General features: G+C 69.0%; 25 protein-coding genes. 7 read left to right on the top strand and 18 right to left on the bottom strand.

The window, feature by feature from the left end; genetic code table 11:
- Positions 1-76: 76 nt before the first annotated feature.
- Positions 77-1,579 carry a cutinase family protein gene (locus QRN16_RS14645; protein WP_285187798.1) on the bottom strand — a complete coding sequence of 501 codons (1,503 nt, stop codon included), beginning with the start codon at positions 1,577-1,579 and terminating at the stop codon, positions 77-79.
- 269 nt (positions 1,580-1,848) lie between these two features.
- On the opposite strand from QRN16_RS14645, the gene QRN16_RS14640 reads away from it, so the two are divergent.
- Entirely contained in the window at positions 1,849-2,511 is a 663-nt protein-coding gene (locus tag QRN16_RS14640; protein ID WP_027504278.1) for a heme-binding beta-barrel domain-containing protein, read from the top strand.
- Here the strand turns inward: QRN16_RS14640 and QRN16_RS14635 are convergent.
- The 6 genes from QRN16_RS14635 to QRN16_RS14610 all read right to left on the bottom strand — a co-directional run bounded on the left by QRN16_RS14635 (position 2,499) and on the right by QRN16_RS14610 (position 10,013).
- Positions 2,499-2,837, bottom strand: coding sequence for a hypothetical protein (locus QRN16_RS14635; RefSeq protein WP_285187796.1), 339 nt, complete (start codon positions 2,835-2,837; stop codon positions 2,499-2,501). The two genes, QRN16_RS14640 and QRN16_RS14635, sit on opposite strands and share 13 nt — an antisense overlap.
- 220 nt (positions 2,838-3,057) lie before the next feature.
- On the bottom strand, positions 3,058-4,848 hold the full coding sequence (gene cydC, locus QRN16_RS14630; RefSeq protein WP_285187794.1) for a thiol reductant ABC exporter subunit CydC: 1,791 nt from the start codon (positions 4,846-4,848) through the stop codon (positions 3,058-3,060).
- Entirely contained in the window at positions 4,845-6,527 is a 1,683-nt protein-coding gene (gene cydD / locus QRN16_RS14625; RefSeq protein WP_285187792.1) for a thiol reductant ABC exporter subunit CydD, read from the bottom strand. The genes cydC and cydD overlap by 4 nt, the downstream gene beginning before the upstream one ends.
- Entirely contained in the window at positions 6,524-7,558 is a 1,035-nt protein-coding gene (gene cydB, locus QRN16_RS14620) for a cytochrome d ubiquinol oxidase subunit II (RefSeq protein WP_222627850.1), read from the bottom strand. The genes cydD and cydB overlap by 4 nt, the downstream gene beginning before the upstream one ends.
- A gap of 18 nt (positions 7,559-7,576) precedes the next feature.
- Positions 7,577-9,043, bottom strand: a complete 1,467-nt coding sequence (locus QRN16_RS14615) for a cytochrome ubiquinol oxidase subunit I (RefSeq protein WP_285187789.1) — start codon at positions 9,041-9,043, stop codon at positions 7,577-7,579.
- Positions 9,044-9,155: 112 nt separating this feature from the next.
- Positions 9,156-10,013 carry an aminodeoxychorismate lyase gene (locus tag QRN16_RS14610; protein ID WP_222646610.1) on the bottom strand — a complete coding sequence of 286 codons (858 nt, stop codon included), beginning with the start codon at positions 10,011-10,013 and terminating at the stop codon, positions 9,156-9,158.
- Positions 10,014-10,068: 55 nt separating this feature from the next.
- Between QRN16_RS14610 and ygfZ the strand changes: the two genes are divergently transcribed.
- From ygfZ to QRN16_RS14595, 3 genes are all read left to right on the top strand, one after another.
- The gene (gene ygfZ / locus QRN16_RS14605) at positions 10,069-11,205 is read left to right on the top strand and encodes a CAF17-like 4Fe-4S cluster assembly/insertion protein YgfZ (protein ID WP_222627856.1); all 1,137 of its coding nucleotides are present in this window, start codon (positions 10,069-10,071) and stop codon (positions 11,203-11,205) included.
- Complete coding sequence (locus QRN16_RS14600) at positions 11,202-11,867, top strand: MOSC domain-containing protein (protein ID WP_056446733.1); 666 nt, start codon at positions 11,202-11,204, stop codon at positions 11,865-11,867. Before ygfZ ends, QRN16_RS14600 begins: the two co-directional genes overlap by 4 nt.
- Before the next feature lie 122 nt (positions 11,868-11,989).
- Positions 11,990-12,178 (top strand): DUF3073 domain-containing protein, encoded by a 189-nt coding sequence (locus QRN16_RS14595; protein ID WP_081821107.1) that lies wholly within the window; start codon positions 11,990-11,992, stop codon positions 12,176-12,178.
- Positions 12,179-12,288: 110 nt separating this feature from the next.
- On the opposite strand, the gene QRN16_RS14590 is transcribed toward QRN16_RS14595, so the two are convergent.
- From QRN16_RS14590 to purF, 8 genes are all read right to left on the bottom strand, one after another.
- Positions 12,289-13,749: an aldehyde dehydrogenase family protein gene (locus QRN16_RS14590; RefSeq protein WP_285187783.1), complete on the bottom strand. Its 1,461-nt coding sequence runs from the start codon at positions 13,747-13,749 to the stop codon at positions 12,289-12,291.
- A gap of 40 nt (positions 13,750-13,789) precedes the next feature.
- Positions 13,790-14,875, bottom strand: coding sequence for a phosphoribosylformylglycinamidine cyclo-ligase (purM, locus tag QRN16_RS14585; protein WP_027504286.1), 1,086 nt, complete (start codon positions 14,873-14,875; stop codon positions 13,790-13,792).
- Positions 14,876-14,949: 74 nt separating this feature from the next.
- A complete protein-coding gene (locus QRN16_RS14580; RefSeq protein ID WP_285187779.1) occupies positions 14,950-16,593 on the bottom strand; it encodes an ABC transporter ATP-binding protein in 1,644 nt (547 codons plus the stop codon).
- Positions 16,590-17,549 (bottom strand): ABC transporter permease, encoded by a 960-nt coding sequence (locus tag QRN16_RS14575; RefSeq protein ID WP_222627862.1) that lies wholly within the window; start codon positions 17,547-17,549, stop codon positions 16,590-16,592. Before QRN16_RS14575 ends, QRN16_RS14580 begins: the two co-directional genes overlap by 4 nt.
- Positions 17,549-18,637, bottom strand: coding sequence for an ABC transporter permease (locus QRN16_RS14570; RefSeq protein WP_081821062.1), 1,089 nt, complete (start codon positions 18,635-18,637; stop codon positions 17,549-17,551). Before QRN16_RS14570 ends, QRN16_RS14575 begins: the two co-directional genes overlap by 1 nt.
- A gap of 3 nt (positions 18,638-18,640) precedes the next feature.
- Complete coding sequence (locus QRN16_RS14565) at positions 18,641-20,269, bottom strand: ABC transporter substrate-binding protein (protein WP_056447497.1); 1,629 nt, start codon at positions 20,267-20,269, stop codon at positions 18,641-18,643.
- A 158-nt stretch (positions 20,270-20,427) separates the two neighbouring features.
- Positions 20,428-21,012 (bottom strand): ASCH domain-containing protein, encoded by a 585-nt coding sequence (locus tag QRN16_RS14560; RefSeq protein WP_285187773.1) that lies wholly within the window; start codon positions 21,010-21,012, stop codon positions 20,428-20,430.
- A gap of 7 nt (positions 21,013-21,019) precedes the next feature.
- Entirely contained in the window at positions 21,020-22,591 is a 1,572-nt protein-coding gene (purF, locus tag QRN16_RS14555; protein ID WP_056446723.1) for an amidophosphoribosyltransferase, read from the bottom strand.
- A gap of 160 nt (positions 22,592-22,751) precedes the next feature.
- Between purF and QRN16_RS14550 the strand changes: the two genes are divergently transcribed.
- Together QRN16_RS14550 and QRN16_RS14545 are read left to right on the top strand one after the other, a co-directional pair.
- On the top strand, positions 22,752-23,267 hold the full coding sequence (locus tag QRN16_RS14550) for a DUF427 domain-containing protein (protein WP_285187770.1): 516 nt from the start codon (positions 22,752-22,754) through the stop codon (positions 23,265-23,267).
- Positions 23,267-23,590: a hypothetical protein gene (locus QRN16_RS14545; protein ID WP_056446715.1), complete on the top strand. Its 324-nt coding sequence runs from the start codon at positions 23,267-23,269 to the stop codon at positions 23,588-23,590. The genes QRN16_RS14550 and QRN16_RS14545 overlap by 1 nt, the downstream gene beginning before the upstream one ends.
- A gap of 3 nt (positions 23,591-23,593) precedes the next feature.
- Here QRN16_RS14545 and QRN16_RS14540 read toward each other — a convergent pair whose 3' ends face one another.
- The gene (locus QRN16_RS14540; protein WP_027504295.1) at positions 23,594-23,980 is read right to left on the bottom strand and encodes a sterol carrier family protein; all 387 of its coding nucleotides are present in this window, start codon (positions 23,978-23,980) and stop codon (positions 23,594-23,596) included.
- Between the two features lie 165 nt (positions 23,981-24,145).
- On the opposite strand from QRN16_RS14540, the gene QRN16_RS14535 reads away from it, so the two are divergent.
- Complete coding sequence (locus tag QRN16_RS14535) at positions 24,146-24,559, top strand: VOC family protein (RefSeq protein WP_056446712.1); 414 nt, start codon at positions 24,146-24,148, stop codon at positions 24,557-24,559.
- On the opposite strand, the gene QRN16_RS14530 is transcribed toward QRN16_RS14535, so the two are convergent.
- Both QRN16_RS14530 and QRN16_RS14525 read right to left on the bottom strand, forming a co-directional pair.
- Positions 24,528-24,878 (bottom strand): CPBP family intramembrane glutamic endopeptidase, encoded by a 351-nt coding sequence (locus QRN16_RS14530; RefSeq protein ID WP_051612986.1) that lies wholly within the window; start codon positions 24,876-24,878, stop codon positions 24,528-24,530. The genes QRN16_RS14535 and QRN16_RS14530 overlap by 32 nt on opposite strands.
- Entirely contained in the window at positions 24,875-26,668 is a 1,794-nt protein-coding gene (locus tag QRN16_RS14525; protein ID WP_285187764.1) for an alpha/beta hydrolase, read from the bottom strand. Before QRN16_RS14525 ends, QRN16_RS14530 begins: the two co-directional genes overlap by 4 nt.
- Between the last annotated feature and the right edge of the window lie 11 nt (positions 26,669-26,679).

Below are 26,679 nucleotides of genomic sequence, written 5' to 3'. Positions count from 1 at the left end.
TTTCAGCCGAACACCCTCCCCAGCGTGCTGGGGAGGGTGTTCGCGTCGTGGAGGGTGTGCGATCCGACCGCGGGAACTACTTGCCGGGCTCCGGCGGGAGGCCGAGGGACTTCAGCACTTCCTCCCACGTCGACGGCACCGTCTCCATGGGCTGCGCCGGCGGCGCGAGATAGCCGGGATTCACCGGGGGAATCACGCGGGGCTCGGCGGGCGCCGTCGTGTCTACCGCAGGAGGAGCGGCCGGCTCGTCGACCGGAGGGGCCTCGCTCTGCTCGCGAGCGAGGTCGGTGATCCAGCGGATCATCTTCTCGCTCTCCCAGTCGCGGCCGTTGTCCGGGAAGTTGTCCCAGTAGTAGAGGTGCTGCAGAAACCCCAGTTCGACGTAGGGCTTCTCGAACAGCTGCGGGATGTCGGCGTTGTCCTCGCCGAACCCCACGGCCTCCGCCTGCAGCTTGGCCTCGACGACGGGGCGGCCGGGACCGAGCGCCCACGTCACTGCGTCGAACATCTCGCGCGGCGTCGGCGACCTCTCGTCCGGCAGTGGCTGGGTGCGGTCCGATACCCGGAGCATCACGTCGAGCAGGGACTCGTCCGACGTGGCGAAGTCCGGGTCGCTGAAGACGTGCGCGATGGTGCGAGCCGCGACGTCGGACGAGACCGCGACGAACTCGGTGACGGTGCGGCCCGGATCGAGCAGGGTGAAGTGCATCCGCCCGAAAACGTTGAGCGCCAACGGCAGGACGCCGAGGTTCTCCGGTGCGTCACAGGCGATGTCCATCGGACGGCACGCCCACCGGATCTTGTTCGTGAGGGTTCCGTAGTCCTTCGGCTCGGACGACATGAAGCCACCACCCGGCGGACCGGGCTTGTCCAGAGACGCAGTGCCGGCAGGGCGGTACGGATCTCCGACGAGGGCGACCCCGGCGATGTCGTCGGACGTCACGTGCGCCGTGGACGGTCGGGACCCGATGTCGACGGCGAGGCGCTCGACCACCTCGGCACCCACGCTGTAGCCGAGCAGCACGTACTTCGTCGACGTGCCGCACGCGGTCTTGTTGGCGTCGATCATCCGGCCCATGGTCGCGAGGCCCTCGGCGACGGATTCCTGATAGGTGGGCACCGGCTCGGCCACGGCCACGCCGTACTCCGACGCGTACGGCACGTACACCCAACCGACTCGTCCGGGCGTGGACGCCGAGGCCTCCCCCGCGGGCACGGTCACGTTGCCGACCCAGTTGGACCACGGCAGCCGGTCCACCTCGTCGACGGGGTTCCGGTCCGACTCCGAGTCCGTCGCGCCCGTGATGGCGACGATGAGCACGTCGGGGCAGTCGTACGCGTAGTTGTTCGGATCCTGATCGACCTTCGTGCCCAGCCCGAACGTGTCGAGCACCGACTCGACGGGGTCGTCGCCCAGACCGAGCGGATCGGAGGGGGTGATCGGTGCCGCCCCCGCCAGTCCTCCAGGGATCGCGCACAACAGCAGTGTCGCGAGGGCAGCGGTCGCCGCGCGCAGCACGATCCTCGTCGGCCCGGTCCGCCGACGGTCGGTCGGGTCGAGCCCGGTCACACGAAGCATGGATGGATCACCCTCGTCTCTCGGTTCCAGAACCTCACGACCTTAAACAATGAATCGCGTCACCGGACCCGGCACAGGTTGTCATCCGTCACACAGTCTGCGGACCGCCTGCGTCGACCGATCGCGACGGCGGCCCGTGGCAGATCCACGACACCGCCGGTCTACAATCGGTGCGTGGTCCTATTCTTCGAAGCACTCCTCATCCTGGCGTCGATCCTCATCGCCTGGTTCTCGCTGTACGTCGTCTATCGCCTGGTCACCGACGAGTCGTGACCGACGAGTTCGGCACCCCGGCGCCCCGCCTGAGCGGTGACGCCGCGGTCGCGCGTGCGGAGGAACGGGCCAAGGAGACGGCCGGGCGCAACATCCCGCTGCTCCCCGATCTGCCCGGTGACGGTGACACCGCCAATCTGCGGCAGGGTCCCGACATCTCGCACTCCATGCTGGCACTGCTGCCGCTGGTCGGCGTGTGGCGCGGCACCGGTGAGGGACACGACGCTGAGGGCGACTACACACTGGGACAGCAGATCGTCGTGAGCCACGACGGCGGTCCCTACCTGTCGTGGGAGTCCCGCACCTGGCGCGTCGACGAGAACGGCGCCTACGCCGGCCGCGACCTGCGCGAGTCCGGCTTCTGGCGGGTGAGCGGAACCGGTGAGCCCGGTGACGACGGCGAGGAGACTCTCGAGCTCCTACTGACCCACGCGAGCGGGCTCATCGAGCTGTACTACGGCCGCGCACTGACGCAGTCGTCCTGGGAGCTGGCCACCGACGTGGTCATCAGAAGCACGTCGGCGGCGCTGGTCGGGGGCGCGAAGCGTCTATACGGCATCGTCGAGGGTGGCGATCTCGCGTACGTCGAGGAGCGGGTCGGACCGGACGGCGATCTCGAGCCCCGGCTGTCCGCCCGCCTCGAACGCTACGTGGGCTGACGCTCGCCCTTCTCGCTCTCCGCATCCTTCCCGGAACCGGTGTCGGCATTCTCGGTGTCGGATTTCTCGGTGTCGGATCTCTCGGAGGCACCGTCCTCGTCGAAGTCCGCGAACGCGGTACCGGACACGGTGCCGCCGGTGCCGGGCAGCGTCACCGTCTCGCGCGCACCGGTCTCGTACCGCGCATTGAGGCCGTCCATCTTCTCGCCGGCGCGATCGAGGTCCTCCTGCGTCAGCTCGGGGCCCACGGTCTCCTCGTTCGCCGAACCGGTGTCGGAGGACGTGTCGTCGGTGTTCGTCGTGTCAGGCTGCTCGTCACTCGTCATGTCCCCCACAGTGACACAGGCGAGGGGGTCTGCTCGGCAGAACGGGAAAGACCAGGCGCGCGGGCCTGATCCGGACATGGGACGACCCCCGAGCCCTACCGGTACACCGTTGCAGGAGTACGGGTCTCGGTCTGGACGGACCGAGGGCTCGGGGGTCGGGTAGCTGCCTGGTATTCGCCCGCCGCTCGCGCGGTGAGAGAAGAACCGTCAGCGGTTGCGGCTAGCGGGCAGCCACCTCACGCGTCCAAGAGTCATACAATTCCAGACCACCTCCTCTCTCGTGTACAGACGACGCTACGCGTGGATCAGCCCGGTCGGCAACGTCTTTTTCCGTGAGCGAACACACCTGACGTTCACCGCTCACGGTCACCACTCGAACGCCCGTCGGCACCGGTCGATGCGTCACGACCAGAACGGTCGTCGCCCGATCGAACAGTCCACCGTCGGGATCGAGCATCGCGGCGAGCAACGCGGCGGAGGACACGTCGTCCACGTGTTCGGTGGGCTCGTCGACGATGATCACCGCCGCCCGCGAGAGCGTCGCGCGGGCCAGCAGCAATCGGCGACGCTGTCCGCCGGATAGCACCTCCGCGCCGCCGTCGAGGTCCGTGTGCACACCGTCGGGCAGTGCGCGCACCCAGTCGCCGAGCCCGACCCGGTCGAGTGCCGCCGTCGCCTCCGTCTCGGTCACGTCACCGCGCACCACACGGAGGTTCTCCAGAACGGTGGTCCGGAAGACATGGGCGTCCTCGGCGACGTAGGACACCGTCCGGCGCACCGCGTCCTCGGACAGTTCGCCGACGGACCTGCCGTCGACGAGCACGGCGCCCGCGGCGGGGGCGACGAGCCCCGCGATCGTCATGGCGAGCGTGGACTTGCCGACGCCGCTGGGTCCGCTGATCGCCAGGCGCGCACCGGGTCCCACCACCAGAGATACCGGCGCGGTCCGCGATCCGCCGCGGCCTGCGACGACGTCGCACACCTCGAGGCGCACCGACGGCGACGGCGACGGGTCGTCCTTCGGCGTCACCGCCGGCCCGGAGCGGGCCTCGTCCACGAGAGCCATGATCCGCCGAGCCGCCGCGGATCCGCGCACCCACGCCACCGCGGCGGCGGGTATCGCACCCGTCGCCTCGAACGCGGCGAGCGGAACCAGCACCACGACGGCGAGCCCGGTGGGGTCGGTGCCGCCCGCGAACCCCGATGCGGTGCCGTACGCCGAGATGCCGACGGCGAGGGCGCCCAGCACCGCGACTCCCATCGACAGCGGGGTCGCCGCGGCGGACAGGGCGGACCACCCAGCGGCGCGGTCCTGCGCGGCACCGACGGCGCGGTCGGCCTCGTCGGCGCGGCGTCGCACGTCTGCCAGTCGCCCGGACACCCGGAGTTCGGCGGCGTGGTCGATCGCGGTGACGGCGTGGGCGGCGAAGTCGGCTCGCGCAGCGACGAGATCCTCGGCGACGGCCCGCTCGGCCCTGGCGCTCGACCAGGGCGCCACGACCCCGGAGACGAGCAGCGCGACCGCCAGGACGATTGCCGCGGCAGGGGACCACACGGCGACGAGTCCGACCGCGAGGGCCGAGACCACCGCGGCGACGGCGACGGGAACGAGGGCGCGCACCACCACGTCGCCGACGGCGTCCACGTCGGCGCCGGTCCGCACGAGGAGATCCCCTCGCCGCGTCGTCACCGCCGTGGCCGAATCACCCTGCGACAGTTCGCGGTACAGGGTGGACCGCGCACGGACGGTCCCGCGCAGTGCGACGTCGTGAGTGGCCAGTCGTTCCAGATACCGACACACGCCGCGCGTGATGCCGAGCGCGCGCACCGCGACCACGGCCACCGAGAGGTGCAACACCGGCGGCATCTGCCATGCCCGCGTGATGAGCCAGGCCGAGAGCGCGGACAGCGCGAGTGCACTGCCCAGCGTCGCGACTCCCGCCGCCACGGCCCGCGCGACGCGCCCCGGCGGCAGGTCGAGCAGCCGCAGTGCCCGCGTCAGATCGCTCATGCCGACACCGCCGCTCGGTCCACGTGCACGACAGTGTCCGCGGCGGCGAGCACCTCGGGCGTGTGCCCCACGATGACGACGGTGCGGCCGCCGTCGGCCGCGGCCCGCAGGGACCCGAGCACCCGACGCGCCGATTCCGGGTCGAGGTGGGCGGTCGGTTCGTCCAGGAGCACGACGGATTCCGTCGCGGCGAGAGTGCGCGTCAGGGCCAACCGCTGGGCTTCTCCGACGGACAGTCCCACTCCCCCGGCGCCGAGCATCGTCGCGGCTCCGCGGGGCAGGGACGCCAGGACGGACGAGAACCCCGTGGCGCGAGCAGCTTCGGCCACGTCACCACGCGCCCCGAGGTCGAGGTTGTCGGCGACGGATCCGGCGACGACGGCCGGACGCTGCGGCTGCCAGGTCACACGGCGCCACCACCGGTCGAGGTCGACGGTCGACAGGTCGACCCGAACCCCGTCGGAGCCCACGAGGGAGACGGACCCCTCGTCGGGATCGACGAGCCCGAGAACGGACGCCAGGACCGTGGACTTCCCGGTCCCGTTGGCGCCGGTCAGCACCGTCACCCGTCCCGGCCGGAACGTCGCGTCGAGGTGGCGGGGTGCCCACCCGTCCCGCCCGCGGACCGACAGGTTCGTCAGGACGACGGTGACCGGACCGGTGGGCGGCGCGGCCGTCCGCTGGTCATGCGGCGCCTGCGCCTCGGCGCTCTCGAGCAGAGCGAAGGCACGTCCCGCGGCCTCCGCACCGTCCTCGGACGCATGGAAGGCGGCACCGAGTGCGCGCAGCGGCAGGTAGACCTCGGGCGCCAGAATGAGCGCGATGATGCCGGGTGCCAGCTCCATGTCGCCGTACACGAGGCGTAGACCGATCGACACCGCGACGAGTGCGACGCCGAGCGTGGCCAGCAGTTCGAGCACCATGGACGAGAGGAAGGCGACGCGCAGTGCGGCCATCGTCCGGCGGCGGTGCTCGTCCCCGAGTTCGCCGACCCGCGCGGCCGGCCCGTCCTGCCGGCCGAGTGCGCGCAGTGTCGGGATTCCGGCGAGCAGGTCCATCAGCTGAGAGGACAGTCGCGTCATCGCGTCGAGGGTTCGTCGGGACCGCCCGCGGGTCATCAGACCGATCAGCACCATGAACACCGGGATCGTCGGGAGGGTGACCGCCACGATCACCGCGGAGAGCGGATCGACGAACGCGATCATCAGGGTCGCGATCGGGGTGACGGTCGCCGCCAGGACGAGGGCCGGGACGTAGTCGGTGAGGTAGGGCGCCAGTCCGTCGAGACCACGCGTGACCACCGTCGACCACTCGCCCCGATCCTCCCCGCCGCGCGAGCGCGTCGTCGTGGCCGCGTCCAGCATGTCCTCGCGCAACCCGCGCACGACTCGGACCGCCGAGCGGTGCGCGTACCTCGACCGCGCCCACGACGCGAGGACGCGGACCAGTACGGCGGCAGCCAGGACCGTCAGCTCGGTGGTCCAGGCTCCGACCGTCCGACGGGTCGGGTCGGTGACCGCGCCGCCCAGCACGGTCCCGACGACGACGGCGATGACGACGACGCACGCGGTCGTCACCAGGGAGAGCGCCACTGACCCCACGAGGTGACGACGGACGGGCACCGACCGGTGCCACAACCGGGGGTCGATCGGTCCTCGGGGCCGCCTCGTCGCGGTCATCGAGTGCTCGCCAGGCCGATGGACGCCGGGATCTGCGTCGTCGAGATGCGCCGACGGAAGACCCAGTAGGTCCAGCCCTGGTAGGCCAGGACCACCGGTGCCACGATCGCCGACAGCCACGCCATGATGCGCAACGTGTACGCGGAGGACGACGCGTTGTCGACGGTCAGCGAGAACGCGGCGTCGATGGTCGAGGGCATCACGTTCGGGAACAGTGAGCAGAAGAGCAACAGCACGGCTCCGCCGATGGTCACGGTGGTGCCGACGAAGGCCCATCCGTCTCGCCCGCGCAGCACGGCCACCGCTGCCGTCACCAGCCCTGCCACGGCAGCGGCGACGATCCACCAGGTCCAGCCCTTCCCGTGCGCGAGCTGAGTCCACAGCGCGAACACCCCGGCGCCCACCACGGTCGGAACGATCAGTGCCGCAGCGAGTCTCGATGCGTCCGCTCGAACCTCGCCGGCCGTCTTGAGGGCGATGAACACGGCACCGTGGAACGCGAAGAGCATCGCTGTGGTCGCACCACCCAGCAGCGCATAGGGAGTGAGAAGGTCGAGCAGTCCCGAGGTGACCTTCTTGTCCGCGTCGATGGCGACACCGCGCACGATGTTCGCGAAGGCGACACCCCACAGCACCGCGGGCACCCAGGAACCGATCCCGATACCGAGGTCGCACCGACGCCGCCACACGGGGTCGTCGATCTTGCCGCGGTACTCGATGGCACAGATACGCAGGATGAGCGCCACGAGGATCAGCAGCAGCGGCAGATAGAAGCCGGAGAAGAGCGTCGCGTACCACTCGGGGAAGGCCGCGAAGAGCACTCCTCCCGCCGTGATGAGCCACACCTCGTTGCCGTCCCACACCGGACCGATCGTGTTGAGCACGACGCGACGTCGGGTCTCGGCGTCGTCCCGGCCGGATCGACCGAGAACGGGCATGAGCATGCCGACCCCGAAGTCGAATCCCTCGAGAACGAAGTATCCGACGAACAATGCGGTGACGACGGCGAACCAGAATTCGGGCGTTCCCATGATCATGTCTCCGGCGGGTCAGTAGGCGAACGAGAGCGGGCGGGCGTCGGCGTCGGTGTCGTCACCGTCGTCGTCGTGGGGGTGCCTGTCGTGCTCGAGCGGACCTGCCTGCACGTGGCGACGCATGAGCAGGAACCAGACGGCACCGAGCCCGGCATAGAGGACGGTGAACGTTGCGAGGGACGCCGCCACCAGAGCGACGGGGTGGTCGGACACACCCTGGTCGACCGTCAGGCGGATCATGTCGACTCCGCTGGGGTTGGGCGCGACGATCCAGGGTTGGCGGCCCATCTCGGTGAAGATCCAGCCCGCACTGTTGGCCAGGAAGGGTGTCGGGATCGCGAGCAGTGAGAGCCGGGAGAACCAGCGCTGGTCCGGAACTCGGCCACCTCGAGTGACCCACAGGCCGGCGAGCGCGAGCACGGCGGACCCGGCGGCGAGGCCGATCATCATCCGGAAGGCCCAGTAGGTCACGAAGAGGTTGGGCCGATAGTTACCCGGTCCGTACTGCTCCTCGTACTGCTGCTGCAGCTCGGTGACACCCTGGACGGTCGCGTCGACGTCGCTCTTCGCGAGGAACGACGTCAGGCCGGGGATCGCGACGATGTGCTGGACGCTGTCGCAGTTGTTGTGGGTGCCGATGGTGAGGATCGAGAACGAGGCGCCGGTCTCGGTGTGACACAGCGACTCTGCCGATGCCATCTTCATGGGCTGCTGCTCGAACATCAGCTTGCCCTGCACGTCTCCGGTGATCGCGAGTGCAGCGCCGGAGGCGATCATGACGACGAATGCCAGCCGGGCCGCGGGGCGGAACATGGAGCGGGCCTCCGACGAGGGGCCGACGTCGCCGCGACGTGCGCTGCGCACCATCCACCACCCGGCGATGCCGGCGACGAATGTCGCTGCGGTGAGGAAGGATCCGGCCACCGCGTGCGGGAACGCCGCGAGCGCCGTGTTGTTGGTGAGCATGGCCCAGAAGTCGACGAGCTCGGCACGCCCCGTGTCCGGGTCGTAGACGGCCCCCACCGGGTGCTGCATCCACGAGTTCGCGGCGATGATGAAGTAGGCGGAGGCGTTGACCCCGATGGCCACCAGCCAGATCGTCACCAGGTGAACGACTTTCGGCAGCCGTTGCCACCCGAAGATCCACAGCCCGAGGAACGTGGACTCGAGGAAGAACGCGACGAGGCCCTCGAGCGCGAGCGGCGCACCGAAGACGTCGCCCACGAACCGCGAGTACTCGGACCAGTTCATGCCGAACTGGAACTCCTGGACGATGCCGGTGGCGACGCCGAGTGCGAAGTTGACGAGGAAGAGCTTGCCGAAGAACTTGGTGAGCCGGTACCAGGAGTCCTTGCCGGTGATCACCCACATGGTCTGCATCGCGGCGACGATCGGAGCGAGTCCGATGGTCAGCGGGACGAGCAGGAAGTGATAGACGGTGGTGATTCCGAACTGCCATCGTGAGACATCGAGTGCGTCCATGACCAGCTTCTTGTCGTCGGCTGCGAGGCGGGGATCCTGCCTACGGGGCCGACGCTACTACTACGCGTAGTAGTAGGCGATGGACTGTGTCCACCGTTACCTGTGGCGCGCGTCAACGCGCGACGGCGGTGTCCACCAGTTCGCGCACGACGCGGTCCGACGGCATCTCCTTGAGGTGCGTGGTGTCGAGCGTGTGCACGCGCGCGGCCAGCGTGACGGAGGAGATCAGCCAGACACTGTCGGCCAGGATCAGATCGGCCACCCGCAACGGCTCGTGCGCACAGTCGAAGCCGGCGTCGCCCGCGACCTCGAAGAGAGCGTCCACCGTGGTGCCGCGCAGCACCCCGTGCTCCACCGGAGGCGTGACCATGCGGCGATCCACCACGGCCAGCACGCTCGACCGTGGACCCTCGAGCACCTGCCCCTCGATACTGCGGAACACGACCTCGTCGAAGCCCTCTCGTGCCGCGTGGCGCAGGGCCGCCATGTTGGTGGCGTAGGACAGAGTCTTCGCACCGAGCAGGGCCCAGGGCGACTGCTGTGTCGCGTCGATGGAGAAACCCCGGTTCAGGGTCAGGGCCGACACGCCCTCCGCGCGCGCCTGGGTGACGCGATCGGCGACGGCGGAGACCATGACGAGCGCCGTCTCGGCACCGTCCGCGCCCTCGCGCCCCCGGCTCAGCAGCAGCCGCATCGCACCCTCGCCGCCACCGGTCTTCTCCCACTGCGCGAGTGCCACGTCCACCGCGCGCCGCCATGCGTCGACGTCCGGTTCCGCGAGGTCGAGCATGGCCGCCGACCGGGTGAGGCGGGCGAGGTGAGCGTCGAGTCGGCACGCCCGACCCTCGCGGATCAGCACGGTCTCGAAGATGCCGTCCCCGCGCACCGCCGCCAGGTCGTCGGCATGCAGAACAGGCTCGGTCGGATCGAGCACGGCACCGTCCAGGGTCACCACCACGCGTGAAGTCATGGCCCCGAGGGTAGTGCCGTGGCCGGACCGGGCAGTCCGCTCCTAGACTGGTGGGGTGTCCGAGACCCCTGGCCTGTACTCCTCCCCCGTTCTGGCCCGCCCCGGCGCGGTGGCCGCACCCCAGGACGGTCCCGATCGTGGAACCGCCTGGCACTACGGGGATCCGTTGGGTGAGCAGCGCGCCGCCGTCACGACCGCCGCGGTCGTCGATCGGTCGAACCGGTTCGTCATCGCGATCACCGGCGAGGAGCGACTGACCTGGTTGCACACCATCTCCAGCCAGCACGTCGCGACGCTTGCCGACGGAGCCTCCGCGGAGAACCTGAGCCTGGACGTCAACGGGCGCGTCGAACACCACATGGTCATGACCGACCTCGACGGCACCACCTGGATCGACACCGAGGCGGACCGCGGACCGGACCTTCTCGCCTTCCTGTCGAAGATGGTGTTCTGGTCGAAGGCCGCGCCGCGTCGCGGCAGCGAACGGGTCGTCGTGTCGTTGCTCGGCCCGAAGGCAGGCTCCATCCTGCGAGCGGTGGGCGCCGAGGTGCCCGCGATGCCGTACGACGCCCTTCCGCTCGACGCCGCGAACCCCGACGCCGGTCTCGTCCGCCGGATGCCGTGGCCGACCCGCACCGATTCCTTCGACGTCCTGGTCCCCGCCGACCGTCTCGACGAGTGGTGGGCGAAGTTCGTCGTCGCGGGTGCGCGTGAGGCGGGCAGCTGGGCGTTCGAGGCGCTGCGCGTCGAGTCCGGTCGACCACGCCTCGGTCTCGACACCGACGACCGCACGATTCCCCACGAGGTCGGCTGGATCGGCGGGGTCACCGAGTTCGGGGCCGTCCACCTCGAGAAGGGGTGCTACCGCGGACAGGAGACGGTGGCGCGCGTCCACAATCTGGGCAAGCCTCCGCGCCGACTGGTCCTGCTGCACCTCGACGGCTCCGCGGACGGTCGACCGGAGACGGGCGACGACGTCACCGTCGGCGGCCGATCCGTGGGCCGCATCGGCACCGTCGTCGATCACTTCGAGCTCGGACCGATCGCGCTCGCACAGATCAAGCGCGCGGTGCCGGTGGAGACCACGCTCGACGCCGGGCCGTGTGCCGCCTCGATCGATCCCGACTCCTACGTCCTGGACACCGCGGTCCAGGCGGGCCGCGCCGCGGTGGATCGGCTGCGCGGCCGGTGACGCAGCCGGCCCCGTCGGGACGCGTGCTGTCGGTGTGCGTCGTGCACACCATCCACCCCATCTCTCGGCCGGCGGTGGTCGACTCCGCCATCGACAAGCGAGCGGTGTCCGGACCGGTCGACGTCACCGAGCTCGGTCTGCACGGTGATCGCTCCTGCGACGTCACCTTCCACGGCGGCGCGGACCAGGCGGTCTACGCGTACGACGAGGCCGAGGCCGACAGGTGGGCCGAGGAACTCGGCCGGGAGGTTCCCGCGGGGTGGTTCGGTGAGAACCTGCGCGTGAGCGGACTGCCCGTCACCGATGCGGTCGTCGGAACGCGCTGGTCGGTGGGCACCGCCGAGCTCGAGGTGACCATTCCGCGGCGCCCGTGTGCCGCCTTCGCGCGGTGGACGGGCGAGAAGACCTGGGTCAAGCGTTTCACCGCGCGGGGCGATGTCGGGGCGTACCTGCGCGTCGTGCGAGTCGGCGCGCTCTCGGCGGGCGACGACATCGAGATCGTGTCCGTTCCCGACCACGGAGTCACCGTGCGGGACCTCTTCACCGGGGTGTCGGCGGAGGCGATGCAGATCCTTCTGAACACCCCCGATCTGGCGCCCAAGGTCTACCGCGAGGCCCGCGACATGGCGGCCCGGGCGGCGCGGCGCGCACCGTCGGTGTGACACCGGCGCCGGTGGAAGCGCAGACCCGATTCGCACGCTAGAGTGTGGGCAGGAAGAACACACAATCAGACGGGGCCGCCAAAAAATCCCAGGCCGCCCCGCTACTCGCGAGGGGGTTAGCCATGGGCCGCGGCCGGGCTAAGGCAAAGCAGACCAAAGTTGCACGTGAGCTCAAGTACAGCTCACCGTCCACGGACTTCGAGAGTCTCCAACGAGAGCTCACAGGTTCCCCCGACTCGCACCGCAACGGCATCGCCGATCGGGAGCCGTCCCGACACGACGATGACGACTACGACGACTGGCGGCGCTGACCGCATCCCCTGACACGGGGGGAATCCTCACATCGCACACACGACCGTGCGGGGCGTTCCGACTCAGGGACGCCCCGCACGGTCGTGTGTGCGAGGTTCTTCACGCGAGGTCAGATCGCATACTGTCGCGGCGTGTGCTGGACGCTGATCCAGTGGTCGGTGGTGAACTCCTCGATGGCCCACTCGCCGCCGAAACGACCGATGCCCGAGTTCTTCTCGCCGCCGAACGCGGTGTTGGGCTCGTCGTTGATCGTGGTGTCGTTCACGTGTGTCATTCCGGCCTCGAGTCTCGTCGCCACCCGGACCGCACGCCCGACGTCTCGCGAGAACACCGCGCTGGAGAGCCCGTACTCGGTGTCGTTCGCGATCCGGACAGCGTCGTCCTCCCCGTCTGCCCGGATCACCGTGGCGACGGGTCCGAACACCTCCTCGGCGGCGGTCGCGACGCCGTTCGTCCCCAGCACGAGATGTGGGCCCAGCACCCGCCCGGCCGGTCCCGAACGCTCCCCGCGCACGCGGACTTCCGCGCCGTCCGACTCCGCGCGAGAGATCCGGTCGAGAATCGACTCCACCTGCGCGTCGTTGATGATCGGGCCGATCTGTGTGTCGGGATCGGCGGGATCGCCGGTGCGCAGTGACCGGACCCGCTCGGTGAGCCGGTCCACCACCTCGTCGTGCACCGCATCGACCGCGATCACCCGGTTGGTCGCCATACACACCTGACCCTGGTGAAAGAACGACCCGAAGACCGCCGCGTTCACGGCTGCCTCGACGTCCGCGTCCTCCAGCACGACCAGAGGCCCGTTGCCCCCGAGTTCGAGGGACATTCTGGTGAGCGGCGCCGACGCCGCGATGCCCGACCCCACGGGCGTCGAACCCGTGAACGACACGAGCCGTGTGAGGGGATGCGAGGTCACGGCGTCACCGATCTCGCTGCTCTTGCCGACGACGACGGACAGCAGGCCGGCGGGTAACCCGGCATCCTCGAGAATTCTGGCCAGCAGGAGTCCGCCGGTGACGGGGGTGTCGCTCGCGGGCTTCAGCACCACTGCGTTGCCGAGCGCCAGCGCGGGCGCCACCGAGCGGGCGGACAGTTGCATCGGGAAGTTCCACGGACTGATCACCGTGACCACGCCGAGGGGCCGCCGGTACACGCGGTTCTCCTTGCCGTCGATCAGCGCAGCGGGGAGGATGCGCCCGGCCGATCGAGTGGGGTAGCTCGCCGATTCGAGCATCACCGCGCGGACGGCCAGCCATTCCCACTCGGCGCGGGGGCGGATGGCGCCGACCTCCGCGACGAGCCAGTCCACGATCTCGTCCTTGCGCTCCTCCATGATGCGCGCTGCGCGGTGGAACACGTCCGCACGCTCGGTCAGGAGCGTGGACTCCCAGTCCCGCTGCGCGATGCTCGCCGCCGTGAACGCTGCGTCGACGTCGGCCGCATCGGCCAGCGCGAGGGTGGTCAGGACGTCGCCCGAGTACGGGTTCACGTCGTCGGCGGTGCGGCCGTCTCGGCCCACTCGCCACTGACCGGCGATCGGGAGGGTGTCGAATCCGTCGTACGTCGTCATGCCGGTCGGGTGCCCGACCAGTCCTGCGACAAACGAGAACCTAGAAACGGGGGTGATTACCCGTCAGCACGGCGCGCTCGTCGGTTCCGCTGTCGGCGGACTTCTTGACCGTCCCCAGCGTCCAGCAGTCGATGTGGCGAGCAGTGAGCACGGCGAGGGCGCGGTCGACGTCCTCGGGTGCCACGATCGCGACCATGCCGACGCCCATGTTGAACGTGCGGTCCATCTCCTCGCGCTCCACGCGTCCGCGCTGCGCGATCATCGCGAAGATCGGAGCCGGGCTCCACGTTCCGCGATCGAGCTCGGCGACGAGGCCCTTCGGCATGACGCGAGCGAGGTTGGCAGCCAGGCCACCACCGGTGACGTGGCAGAACGTCCGCACGTCCGTCTCCGCCGCGAGGGCGAGGCAGTCCTTGGCGTAGATGCGGGTGGGTTCGAGCATCTCCTCGCCGAGCGTGCGGCCGAACTCCTCGACATGACCGGTGAGCGACATGCGGCTGATGTCGAGCAGAACCTTGCGAGCGAGGGAGTAGCCGTTGGAGTGCAGTCCCGAGGACCCCATCGCGAGGACCACGTCGCCGGGACGCACCCGGTCCGGGCCCAGTACCTGGTCGGCCTCGACGACGCCGACACCCGTCGCGGACAGGTCGTACTCGCCGTCCGCCATCATGCCGGGGTGCTCGGCGGTCTCGCCGCCCAGCAGTGCGCATCCCGCCAGGATGCAGCCGTCGGCGATGCCCTTGACCAACTGCGCGACGTGCTCGGGCACCACGCGCCCCACCGCGATGTAGTCCTGCAGGAACAACGGCTCGGCGCCGCAGACGACGAGGTCGTCCACGACCATCGCGACCAGGTCGAGTCCCACCGTGTCGTGCTTGTCCAGAGCCTGCGCGACCGCGATCTTGGTGCCCACACCGTCGGTGGACGCGGCGAGCAGCGGCTCGCGGTATCCGCCCTTCAGCGCGAACAGGCCGGCGAACCCACCGAGACCGCCCATGACCTCCGGTCGCGACGCCCGCTTGGCGAGGGGCGCGAACAGCTCGACGGCACGATCACCGGCTTCGATGTCCACTCCTGCCGCTGCGTACGAGGCTCCTGCGCCGGGCTGGTGGGTGTCATCGGTCATGGGTGTACTGCTCCAGCCTGATCTGTGTGTGAGTACCCGGGAGGGTCGGATGCGGCCCTAACGGTACCGGAGGCCTATCGGTCCTTCCGGTCTCGTGTCACCTCGGGCCTGGGAATGGCCGCGATCAGGCGCTTGGTGTACTCCTCCGCCGGATCCCGGAGGATCCGTCCGGGCGTCCCGAGCTCGACGACGGCGCCGCCCCGCAGCACCGCCACCCGATGCGCGAGGCGGTCGACCACGGCGAGATCGTGACTGATGAACAGGCACGCGAAGTGCAGTTCGGTCTGCAGTTCCTCGAAGAGGTCGAGAACCGCGGCCTGCACCGAGACGTCGAGCGCGCTGGTCGGTTCGTCGGCGACCAGCAGATCCGGCTTCAGGACGAGTGCCCGCGCCAGCGATGCCCGCTGACGCTGACCCCCCGACAGCTCGTGCGGGTACCGCTTCTCCGTGCCCTTCGGGAGCTGGACCGCATCGAGCCACTCCACGACCGTGCGCGCGATGTCCGCCTTCGACCCGGCCTTGTGCACGATCATCGGCTCGGCGATGCACTGGCCGACGGTCAGTCGGGGGTTGAGCGACGTGGACGGATCCTGGAACACGAATCCGAAACGCTTGCGCAGACTCTTCAGCGCGGACCCCCGCAGCCTGCCCACGTCCTGACCGAGGACGTCCACCGAGCCGGACGTCGGCTTCTGCAGTGCGGCCACGCAACGGCCGATGGTGGACTTGCCCGAACCGGACTCCCCCACCAGACCGAGGGTCTCGCCGCGGTGCAGATCGAACGTCACCGAGTCGACGGCCCGGAAGACGGGCTGACCGATGCCGCCGGGGAACTGCACGACGAGATCGCGCACCGACAGCACCACCTCGTCCGAGACGGTGCGATCGGTGACCACGGGATCGAGCGTCGGGACCGCCGCCAGCAACGTCTTCGTGTAGTCGGCCTTCGGCGCAGCGAAGAGATCGTGGACGAGTGCCTCCTCGACCACCTCGCCGTCCTTCATGACGACGACCCGATCGGCGATGTCCGCCACCACGCCCATGCTGTGCGTGATCAGCACGATCGCGCAACCCAGACGGTCCTTGAGGTCGCGCAGCAGGTCGAGGATCTCGGCCTGCACGGTCACGTCGAGTGCCGTCGTCGGCTCGTCCGCGATGATCACCTTCGCCTCGCACGAGATGGCGATCGCGATCATCACACGCTGCTTCTGGCCACCGGACAACTCGTGCGGGAAGTAGCCGAATCGCCGCTCCGGGTCGGGCAGACCCACCATGGTGAGCAACTCGATCGCCCGGACGCGGGCGGACTTCTTGTCCAGCACCTTCCCGTCCGTTCCGGCGTGAGCTCGCAGGGCCTCGACGATCTGGAAACCGACGGTGAACAGCGGGTCGAGGGCGCTGCCGGGTTCCTGGAACACCATCGCCACGGCGTTGCCGCGGAGATCGGCCCACTGCTTGTCCGACAGCGACGTCACCTCGCGGGACCCCACGGTGACGGTTCCGCGTACGCGGGCGGTGTCCGGGAGCAGCCCGATGGCGGAGCGGACGCTGACCGACTTCCCGGAGCCCGATTCGCCGACGACGGCCAGGACCTCGCCCGGGAAGACCTCGAAACTCACTCCCTTGACGGCGTCGACGGGCCCCGCGTCGGTGGCGAAGCTGACCGACAGTGCCTCGAGGGTCAGAGCCGCCTGCGGGGTGGACGCTGAGGCCGTCATGAGGGATCTTTCTGCTTGCGTCTGGTTCTCAGAACGGGATTGAGTGTCTCGCTGACGGATTCGCCCACCATGGTCATACCGAGCACGACCAGGACGATGGCCGTGCCGGGGAAGATCGACGTCCACCAGATGCCGTTGGAGATGTCCGGCAGCGCCTTGTTGAGGTCGTATCCCCACTCGGACGCGGACGTCGGCTCGATGCCGAACCCGAGGAAGCCGAGACCCGCCAGAGTCAGGATGGCCTCGGCGCCGTTGAGCGTGAGGATCACCGGCAGTGTCTGCGTGACGTTGGCGAGGATGTGGCGGAACATGATCCGCACCGGGCCGGCGCCGGTGACCCGCGCCGCGTCCACGTAGGGCTCGGTCTTCACCGAGACCGTCGCGTTGCGCACCACGCGAAAGTACTGCGGCACGAAGACGGCGGTGATGGCGATCGCGGCCGAGAGGACACCACCGAAACTGCTGGACTGGCCTCCGGCCACGACGATCGAGACCACCACGGCGAGAAGCAGACTCGGGAACGCGTACATCGCGTCCATGAAGAGGACCAACACCCGGTCCACCCACCGGCCGACGTAGCCGGAGAGCAGTCCGAGGGGAACGCCCACCACGATCGACAGCACCAGCGACGTGACGATGACGAGCAGGGCGGTCCGTGCGCCGTAGACGACGCGGGAGAACACGTCCTCTCCGCGCACCGACGTCCCGAAGATGTGGTCCGCACTCGGCGCCGCCTGGCGCGCGAACTCCACGCCGTCGGCGGACGTCTGGGAGAAGGTGTACGGCGCGATGAGCGGAGCGAAGACCGCCATGATCACGAACAGCACCACCAGCACGAGCCCGATGACGATGGTGGCCTTCTGCAGTCCGGCACTCGAGCGGATGATCGACAGGCCGGGCACACCCCGACGTCGCTTCGGCGCCTCGATCGAGCCGACGCTCACCTCGATACTCATCAGAACCTCACTCGTGGATCGACGATCGCCACGATGGCGTCGGTGAGGAAGCTGACGACCGCGACGACGATGGCCAGGAACGTGACGATGCCCTGGACGGCGATGAAGTCGCGCGCCTGCAGGTAGCGAGCGAGCTGATAGCCCAGTCCCTGCCACTCGAACGTCGTCTCGGTGAGCACCGCGCCGCCCAGCAGCATGGCGATCTGCAGCCCCATCACGGTGACGACCGGGATGAGCGCGTTGCGGAAGGCGTGCCGCCGGGCGACGACGCGCGCCGAGAGTCCCCGTGCGCGCGCAGCTTCCACGTAGCCGGACTGCAGGGTCTGCAGAAGGTTCACCCGCACCAGGCGCAGGAACACGCCGGCGGTGAGAAGTCCGAGCGCGACCGCGGGGAGCACGGCGTGCTTCAGCACGTCGACGGTGTAGCTCGGCTCCCCGTAGAGAATCGAGTCGATCAGCAGGATGTTGGTCTTCGGTGACACGTTCTGCAGTGCCAGTTCGACATTGGTGCTCGCCCGGCCCGCCACCGGCAGCCACCCGAGCTTCACGGCGAAGACCAGCTTGAGCAGCATGCCGACGAAGAACACCGGCGCCGCGTAGAACAGGATCGCCAGGATGCGCAGGGTGCCGTCGGAGATCGAGTCGCGGCGGGTCGCGGCGTAGAAGCCGAGGGGGATGCCGACGGCGAACGCGACGAGCAACGCCCAGAACGCGAGTTCCAGCGTCGCCGCGCCGTTGGTGATCAGCACACCGCTGATCTCCTGGTTGCTGGTCGCGGAGCGACCGAAGTCTCCCCGCAGCAGACCGGACAGGTACTCCCAGTACTGCACCAGGATCGGCCGGTCGTAACCGGCCGCGGCGCGTCGTTCGGCGATCTGGTCGGCGGGCAGTCGTCCACCGAGGGCAGCACTGATGGGATCGCCGAGAACGCGCATGAGGAAGAAGACGACCGTGACCAGGATCCATGCCGTGGGAATGATCAGCAGGAACCGGATCACGAGATAACGGGCGAGCGCGCCGTAGCGTGACGACGCGCTCGCCCGTGACTGCTTCCCCACCGACGCCTCGTCGGGCGTGGTGGTGACCATGGATCAGCCCTTCGTGAGCGGGGTGAAGCGGAACTTGAACGAGGCGTCGAGAGTCTCGTCGACACCCTGGACCTCGTCCGTCGAGATCGCGATCTGCTTGCCCTCGAGGAGCGGCAGCGTGGACACGAAGTCCTGCGCCATCCGCGTCTGGATCTCACCGATGATCTCGGAGCGGCGAGCCGGGTCGGTCTCGGTCCGCTCGGAGTCGATCAGCGCAGTGATCTCGGGGTTCTCGAAGTGGTTCTGCAGGAAGTTGTCCGGTGCGAAGAACGGCGTCAGGTAGTTGTCCGCATCCGGGAAGTCCGGGAACCAGCCGAGCTGATAGACGGGGTACGTGTCCGCGACGCGTTCCTTGTTGTAGGTGTTCCACTCGGTGGACTGCAGGTTCACCGTGAACAGGCCCGAGCTCTCGAGCTGCGCCTTGACCGCCGCGTACTCCTCCGACGACGAGGAACCGTAGTGATCGGGGTTGTACTGCAGATTGACCGCGACCGGGGTCTGCACACCGGCGTCGGACAGGAACTTCGCTGCCTCGTCCTTGTTCGGGGCCTCGCCGTAGACGTCCTTGAACGCGGTGTTCGCGCCCTCGAGGCCACTGGGCACCACGGACCACGCCGGCGTGAACGTGCCCTTGTAGACGTTCTCCGACAGTGCGTCACGGTCCACCGAGGCGGCCATGGCCTTGCGGATCGCGAGCTTCTGCTCGGGTGTGCCGCCGGGCATCGTGTTCTGGTTGAAGACGATGTAGCGGAGCTCGCCGCCGGGGCCCTCGTGGACGGTGAGGCCGTCCACCTGGTCGAGCGACTCGATGTCGGTCGGGGTCAGCGAACGCCACGCGACATCGATGGACTTGTTCTGCATGTCGAGCTTGAGGTTGTCCGCGCTGGTGTAGGTGCGCAGGGTGACCGATCCGGTCTTGGGCTCGCCCAGCACGCCCTTGTAGTCCGCCGCGGCGGAGAAGCTGACGAGGGAGTTCTTCTCGTAGCTGTCGATCGAGTAGGGGCCGGCGAAGGGCTTGGCCGCCACGACCGCGTTGTCGTCCATGATCGAGTCGGCCGGAAAGACCTCGGAGTCGATGATGGGCCCGGTGTTGGTGGCGAGAACCTGGGGGAAGGTCTGGTCGTTCGCGGCCTTCAGCGTGAACTCGACGGTCTTGTCGTCCGGCGCGGCCACCGAGTCCAGGTTGGCCAGCAGCGAGGACGGGCCGTTGGGATCGTTGATGGACACGATGCGATCGAACGAGAACTTGACGTCCTCGCTGGTCAGCGCGTGGCCGTTGGCGAAGGTCAGGTCGTCCTTCAGCGTGCAGGTGTAGACCGTCGGCTGACTGAACTCGCAGCTCTCGGCGGCGTCGGGCTGCAGTTCGTCGCTGCCGGGGGCGTAGTTCATCAGGAACGGATAGACCTGGTTCATGATCGTGAACGAGCCGTTGTCGTACGAGGCGGCAGGATCGAGCGAGTAGACCTGGTCGGTGGTGCCGACGACGAGCGCCTCGCCGCCGCCCTCACCGCCTGCGCCGCCGCCGTCGTCGGTGCGGCCGGAGCCGCACGCTGCCGCGGTGAGAGCCGCGACGGACAGGATGGACACGGCTGCGGTGCGCCGCGCCGTGCGTCCTCGGGAGGGCACGCTCATGGTGTGGATGTCCTTCGTGAGTCTGGGCCCGCGGTGTCGGAAGCGCGCGTCGCGTCCCGTCCGGCCGGGTCGTTCCGGTGGTTCGGTGAACGGCACGTTACCGAGTGCGCATGTCGTTCATGTGTCGAACCACACGAAATTTTTAACATGACCGGTACTTACCTGTCCGACCGCCTGATGTCCAACAGCTTTTCGCCTCGCGGAGACAGCCGATATCCCACCTTCAGACTCTCGGTCAGACCCAGCGCCTTCAGCCGACGCACGCGCGGCTTGAACACGTCGCGTTCGAGTCCCAGCACGGCGCCGAGGTCCGCCGCCAGCACCGCCGGGCGCTCCCGGATCAGCTCGAGGGTGCGCCAGGCCCACGGCGCGTCGGCACGCTCGTCCATGCGATCGAGCTTCGTGGTCACCATGGCGACGTCGTCGTCGGACAGATCGTCGTCCGCACGCAGCCCCACTCGCGGGTCCTCGCCACCGAACGACACCTCGACCCGCCAGACGGGATCACCGTCGGCGCCCCGAAACCCCTTGCGCAAGGCCGAGATCGAGGGCTCCCCCGCCGCGCGGGCATCGTCGTCCGTGAGCGACTCGGGGTCGCACTCGGAGATCGAGTCCACGACGACGACACCGGCCGGCGTGTGGATCCACGTACCCGCCTTGACGCGCCGCTTCGCCCAGCGCCGGTACTGCACCCGGATCGTTCCCGCCGCGATCGCCTCGGCGATCGCGAGCCGGATCAGCATCTGGGTGTCAGGGGCGCGAGAGAGCGCTCACGTTGTCGACGGCCGCGGGCATCGCGATGCCCGCTGCGGTCGCCAACATGCCCTCGAGGACGTTCTTGCCCATGGCGGTCTCCTTGGGGAGCTCGATGGGGTACTTGCCGTCGAAGCAGGCGGAGCACAGCCGCGTCGCGGGCTGCTCCGAGGCGGCGATCATGCCCTCGATCGAGATGTAGCCCAGCGAATCGGCGCCGATGGCCTGCCGCACACCCTCGAGCATGCCGTCCTCGGAGTCCATGCCGTTGGCGATCAGTTCCGCGGGCGAGGCGAAGTCGATGCCGTAGAAGCAGGGCCAGCGGACCGGCGGCGACGCGATGCGCACGTGGATCTCGAGCGCGCCCGCCTCGCGCAGCATGCGTACCAGGGCCCGCTGGGTGTTGCCGCGGACGATCGAGTCGTCCACCACGATGAGGCGCTTGCCCCGGATGACCTCGCGGAGAGGGTTGAGCTTCAGCCGGATGCCGAGCTGACGGATGGTCTGCGACGGCTGGATGAACGTGCGTCCGACGTAGGCGTTCTTCATCAGGCCCTGGCCGTACGGGATGCCCGAACCCTGCGCGTAGCCGACGGCGGCGGGCGTTCCCGACTCCGGGACCGGGATCACCAGATCGCCCTCGGCGGGGTGCTCCTCGGCCAGGCGGCGGCCGATCTCGACGCGGGTCGAGTGGACCGACCGGCCACCGATGACGCTGTCGGGGCGTGCGAGGTAGACGTACTCGAAGATGCAGCCCTTGGGCTCGGGCGCGGCGAAGCGGGAGGATCGCACGCCGTCCGCGTCGATGGCGAGCAGCTCGCCCGGCTCGATGTCGCGGACGAACGAGGCGCCGACGATGTCGAGGGCGGCGGTCTCCGAGGCCACGACCCAGCCGCGGTCGAGACGGCCCAGGGACAACGGACGCACACCGTGGGGGTCACGCGCCGCGTAGAGGGTGTGCTCGTCCATGAACGTGAGGCAGAAGGCACCCTTCAGCGTCGGCAGCAGTTCCATGGCCGCCTGCTCGATGGTGCTGTCCGCGGCGCCGTGCGCCAGCAGTGCGCCCACGATGTCCGAGTCGGAGGTGGCACCGGTCCCGCGCGGGCGGCCCATGATGCCGGCGTCGCGCGCCCGCTCCGACAACTCGGCCGTGTTCACGAGGTTGCCGTTGTGGCCCAGGGCGATGCCGCTGCCGGCCGCGGTGGTGCGGAAGATGGGCTGCGCGTTCTCCCACGTCGTCGATCCGGTGGTGGAGTACCGGCAGTGCCCGATGGCGATGTGGCCGCTCATGGCGCCGAGAGTCTGCTCGTCGAACACCTGGCTCACCAGACCGAGGTCCTTGAACACCAACACCTGGGACCCGTCGGCCACGGCGATGCCGGCGGCCTCCTGACCGCGGTGCTGCAGCGCGTAGAGGCCGTAGTACGTCATCTTCGCGACGTCCTCGCCGGGGGCCCACACACCGAAGACGCCGCATTCCTCCCGCGGCTCGTTCTCGTTGATGTCCAGTTCCGGACCGGATGTGTCATCGAGCAGATTCGGGCTGTGGACCGAGGGGTCACGAGTCACGACGCGCTCTCCTAGAAGCCGGGAGGGGTGGGGTGCAGGCCACGCTGCACGCACACTCGGGGAGTCTACGGGCAACCCCGCGATCAACAAGCCGTCGGCAGGCACCGATACCGCGGTGAGCTGTGATCCACGACTCGCGGCGCGGTGCCATGATGGAGACATGGTCAGCAGACTTCCGTACGGCGTCACCCCCGAACAGCCCGGCGAGGGGCAGGAATCGGTGTGGGACTACCCGCGTCCGCCGGCCCTCGAGGCGTCCACGAAGCATCTCGTGGTGCGCTTCGGCGACGTGATCGTCGCCGACAGTCACGCGGCCCACCGCGTCCTGGAGACCAGCCATCCGCCCACCTGGTACATCCCGCGGGCCGACGTCCACGAGAGCCGACTGCGGCGCTCGAGTGCGCGATCGACGATGTGCGAATGGAAGGGATCCGCCACCTACTGGGACATCGTGGGCGACGACGGCGCCGTGCTCGAGGCCGGCGGGTGGAGCTACGAGAACCCCACCCCGTCCTTCGCACCGATCGCCGGCGCGCTCTCCTTCTCTCCCGTGTCCCTGACGTGCGAGCTCGACGGCGAGGTGGCACGCCCGCAGGAGGGCGGCTTCTACGCGGGGTGGATCACCCGCGACGTCGTCGGACCGTTCAAGGGCATCGCCGGGAGTTGGGGCTGGTAGTGGCCGAGAAGAACTTCTACAGCCACTCCGACGCGGCCGAGAAGTCCCGCCGCGACAAGGCCGTCGCTCTCGCTCGGTACCTGTGGGATCGCGACATCTCTGCGGACGACCTCGCGGCGATGGCTGCGGACGTCCGACGCAAGGTGGCGCGGGCCGCGGACATCAATCCACCCAGTTCCGACGAGACGTGGACGGTGGTGTCGACGCTGTTGCGCGAGAAGGCGGAGTGGGCGCTCGATCACCCGGATCACGACGCGGTCCGCCGGGCACACGCCGACGAGAAGATTCTGTGGGTGAAGCCGCCGGTACAGCCCTGGCGGTGAGGGTCAGATCCGGACGAGTGGGAGCCAATGCGCCACCTCGCCGGCGCGGCCACCCGAGGCCGTGACGCCCGCACCACGGACGGCGTCCTCGAACGCCACGCGCCCCGTCACCATCAACAGCCATGTCCGCGGGTCACATTCGACGACGTTCGGCGGCGTCCCTCGGGTGTGACGCGGCCCGACGATGCACTGCACCGCGACGAACGGCGGCACGCGCACCTCGACACTCGAGCCCGGCGCCGTCTGCTCGATGGTGCGCGCACTGAGCCGCACCGCGGCGGCGAGATCGGCGCGCGGCGGCTTCGGGAGGTCGGGGTCGTCGAGCCACGGAGACACGGTCTGCAGTGCGCTCCGGAGCTCGGCCGGGTCGACGGGTTTCGAGGGTGCCACGCCGTTCAGTGTCTCACCGAGCGCGGTGTGCCCCGAGCCGTGCCTCACCGTCCACAGGTCGCTCTGATCGACGGGATCCCGTCGATTCGTGAGACTTGCGGATGCTGAGGCACGGTCTGATCAACGAGGACTGCCGCTGTCCGCGATGGACGCTTCACTGTCTCCATGACACCGAATCTCTATCAAGGATCGACCATCGACCACCTCAACGTGACGGTCACGGATGTCGACCGCTCACTCGCGATCTATGTGCCGGCCCTCGCGGTACTGGGTATCGAGAAGCTGCTCGACTTCACCGGCGGGCCGGACGACGACTACGTCCGCATGGTCGGATTCGGCAGTGGCCGCAAGCCGTTCTTCTGGCTCGTCCAGGGAAGCACCGTCGATCCCGCACTGCACGTGGCGTTCTCGGCACCCACCCGTGACGTCGTCCGGGCGTTTTACGCCGCGGCCCTTGCGGCGGGCGCACGGGACAAGCTGTCTCCGCGCGTCTGCCCCGAGTACCACGAGAACTACTTCGGCGGCTTCGTGTACGACCCCGACGGCCTCAACCTCGAGGCGGTCTGTCACCTCGAGTAGAGCGCCACCACGTCGATGCGATCGCACCGACCGAGTTGGCGGCCCAGTGCAGTGCCATGGGCGTCAGAATGGTGCCGGTTCGCCGCTTCGACTCGACGAACAGTGCGCCGGCCGCCCCGGTGAACAGGACGACGGGCACCGACCTGCCCGAGTCGTACCAGTGCCAGACCCCGAATGCCGTGGAGCCGACCACCAGTGCGGCACGGGGACCCACCACGGCGGTGGCCACGGTGTCGACGACGCCGCGGAACAGGAATTCCTCGGGTAGCACTGTCCCGATGGGGATGTCGAACAGCACCCATCGGGCCAGTCCGGTCACTTCTCGGGACCGTCGGCGTCGGCGTACTCGTTCATGACGACGCGGATGCGTTCGGTGTCGGCCTGCGTCCACCCGTCGGGGGCGGCCACAGCGGCGAAGCCGTCGAGCACCGTCGTCCCGTAGTTGTGGCCGTGCCCGTCCGGCACGCCGGCCGCGTTCGTGAGGTCGGCACTCACCTGCCAGAAGGTGACGAACGGGAACCACCGCATGCTGGGCAGTCGGTCGTACCCGGGCGGCTCGGCGAGCCAATCCGGACGCTGGAAGATCAGATCCGGCGTCCACCACACGATGGGGTCGGACGGGTGCTGGATGTACAGCACGCGCGGGTAGGGCCAGTCCCCGCTCAGCGCCTCGACGTCCCGGGTGCTGTCGGCGAACCGCATCAGCAGTCCGCCGGCGTAGACGGGTTCCACCTCGGTGGTTCCCGGATCGCGTCGGCTGACGTAGGTGTCCCAGATGCGATTGGAGTTCGGCGGGCCCACCCACAGCACTCCGTCGACGGTGTCCCGGATGTCGGCGATGTCCGCGAACGCGCCTTCGCCGGCCTGGGTTCCGAGACTCTCGCCGTAGACGTAGAACTTGGGCCTGGTCGCCTCGGGCTCCTGCTCCCATCGCTGGTGCACGGTGTCGATGAGCAACTTCCCCGCGGCCGCCGCCTTCTCGCGATCGGCGAGGAAAGAGATCCAACTCGGAAGGTACGAGTACTGGGACGCCACGAGCGCGACGTCCCCGTCGTACATCAGTTCCACGGCCCGAGCTGCGGTGGGATTGACCCACCCGGTTCCCGTGGTCGGGATGACGACGATGGCCTTGCGGGAGAACGCATCGGTTCGATCGAGTTCGCGTACCAGGAGATTCATGCGCTCCTCGTCCGTCTCCGCGCTCTCGAGTCCCACGTACGCGCGGATCGCCTCCATGCCCGTGCGGCCGGTCGCTCGGGTCATCTCGTCGGCCGACAATCCACCCGAGACGAAGTTCCTGCCCTCGAATCCCAGTGTGTCCCAGCCGACGAGCGAGCCGGTACCACCGGAACGCTCGGGCACCGTCGGCTGTTCGGCACCCTCACGCGTGTTGCTGTTCTGAGTGCTGAAGACCGAGTTGGCGACGGTCATGGTGCCGCGCAACAGCACACCCTGCACCAGTGTGACGAGCACCGTCACGACGAGGAGGAACCCCACGAGGTTGGCCACCCACTGCGGGAGTCGGATCAGACGCAGGATCGAGCGCACGACGAAGCGGCGGATGTCCCGGATGACCCGCCACAGGCCGATGAGCGCGGCGCACACCGCGAAACTGATGATGCCGGTGCGGATGAACCCCGTGGACGTGAGCCCCTCGGCGCCCATGAGCGCGGCGAGCTGACGCTGCCAGTCCGCAGAGGCGTAGAGCATGACCGCTCCGGCGACGGTCGCGATCACCGGGACAGCGACCAGGAGTGCGCGCTCCACGCGGATCGGCAGCGGCCACCACGGCTGCTGACGAAGCACCGTGCGCAGGAGAATCCAGCCGACAGCGACGCCCAGCCCGTACCCGATGGCCGCGGTGATGCCGCTGACAATGCCCTGGAACAGCCAGCCGCGTGGCAGCAGTGACGGCGTCAGCGACCAGCAGAAGAACAGGGCGCCGAACGCGATGCCGGTGACGTCGAGCCGCAGCAGACCCCACGCCCAGATCCACGCGGGGTGCTTGCGCACCGTGCGGGTCGCCGAGCTCAGGACGTACGCCGGCAGTTCCTCGAAACTGTGGGGGCGCTGCAGTTCGTCCGACGACCGAGTATCGGTGTCGGTCATCGGACGGTGCC

This window comes from Rhodococcus sp. MEB041 (genome assembly GCF_030208955.1).
Lineage (GTDB): Bacteria > Actinomycetota > Actinomycetes > Mycobacteriales > Mycobacteriaceae > Rhodococcoides.
This window is presented reverse-complemented; position numbering and strand designations above follow the sequence as displayed.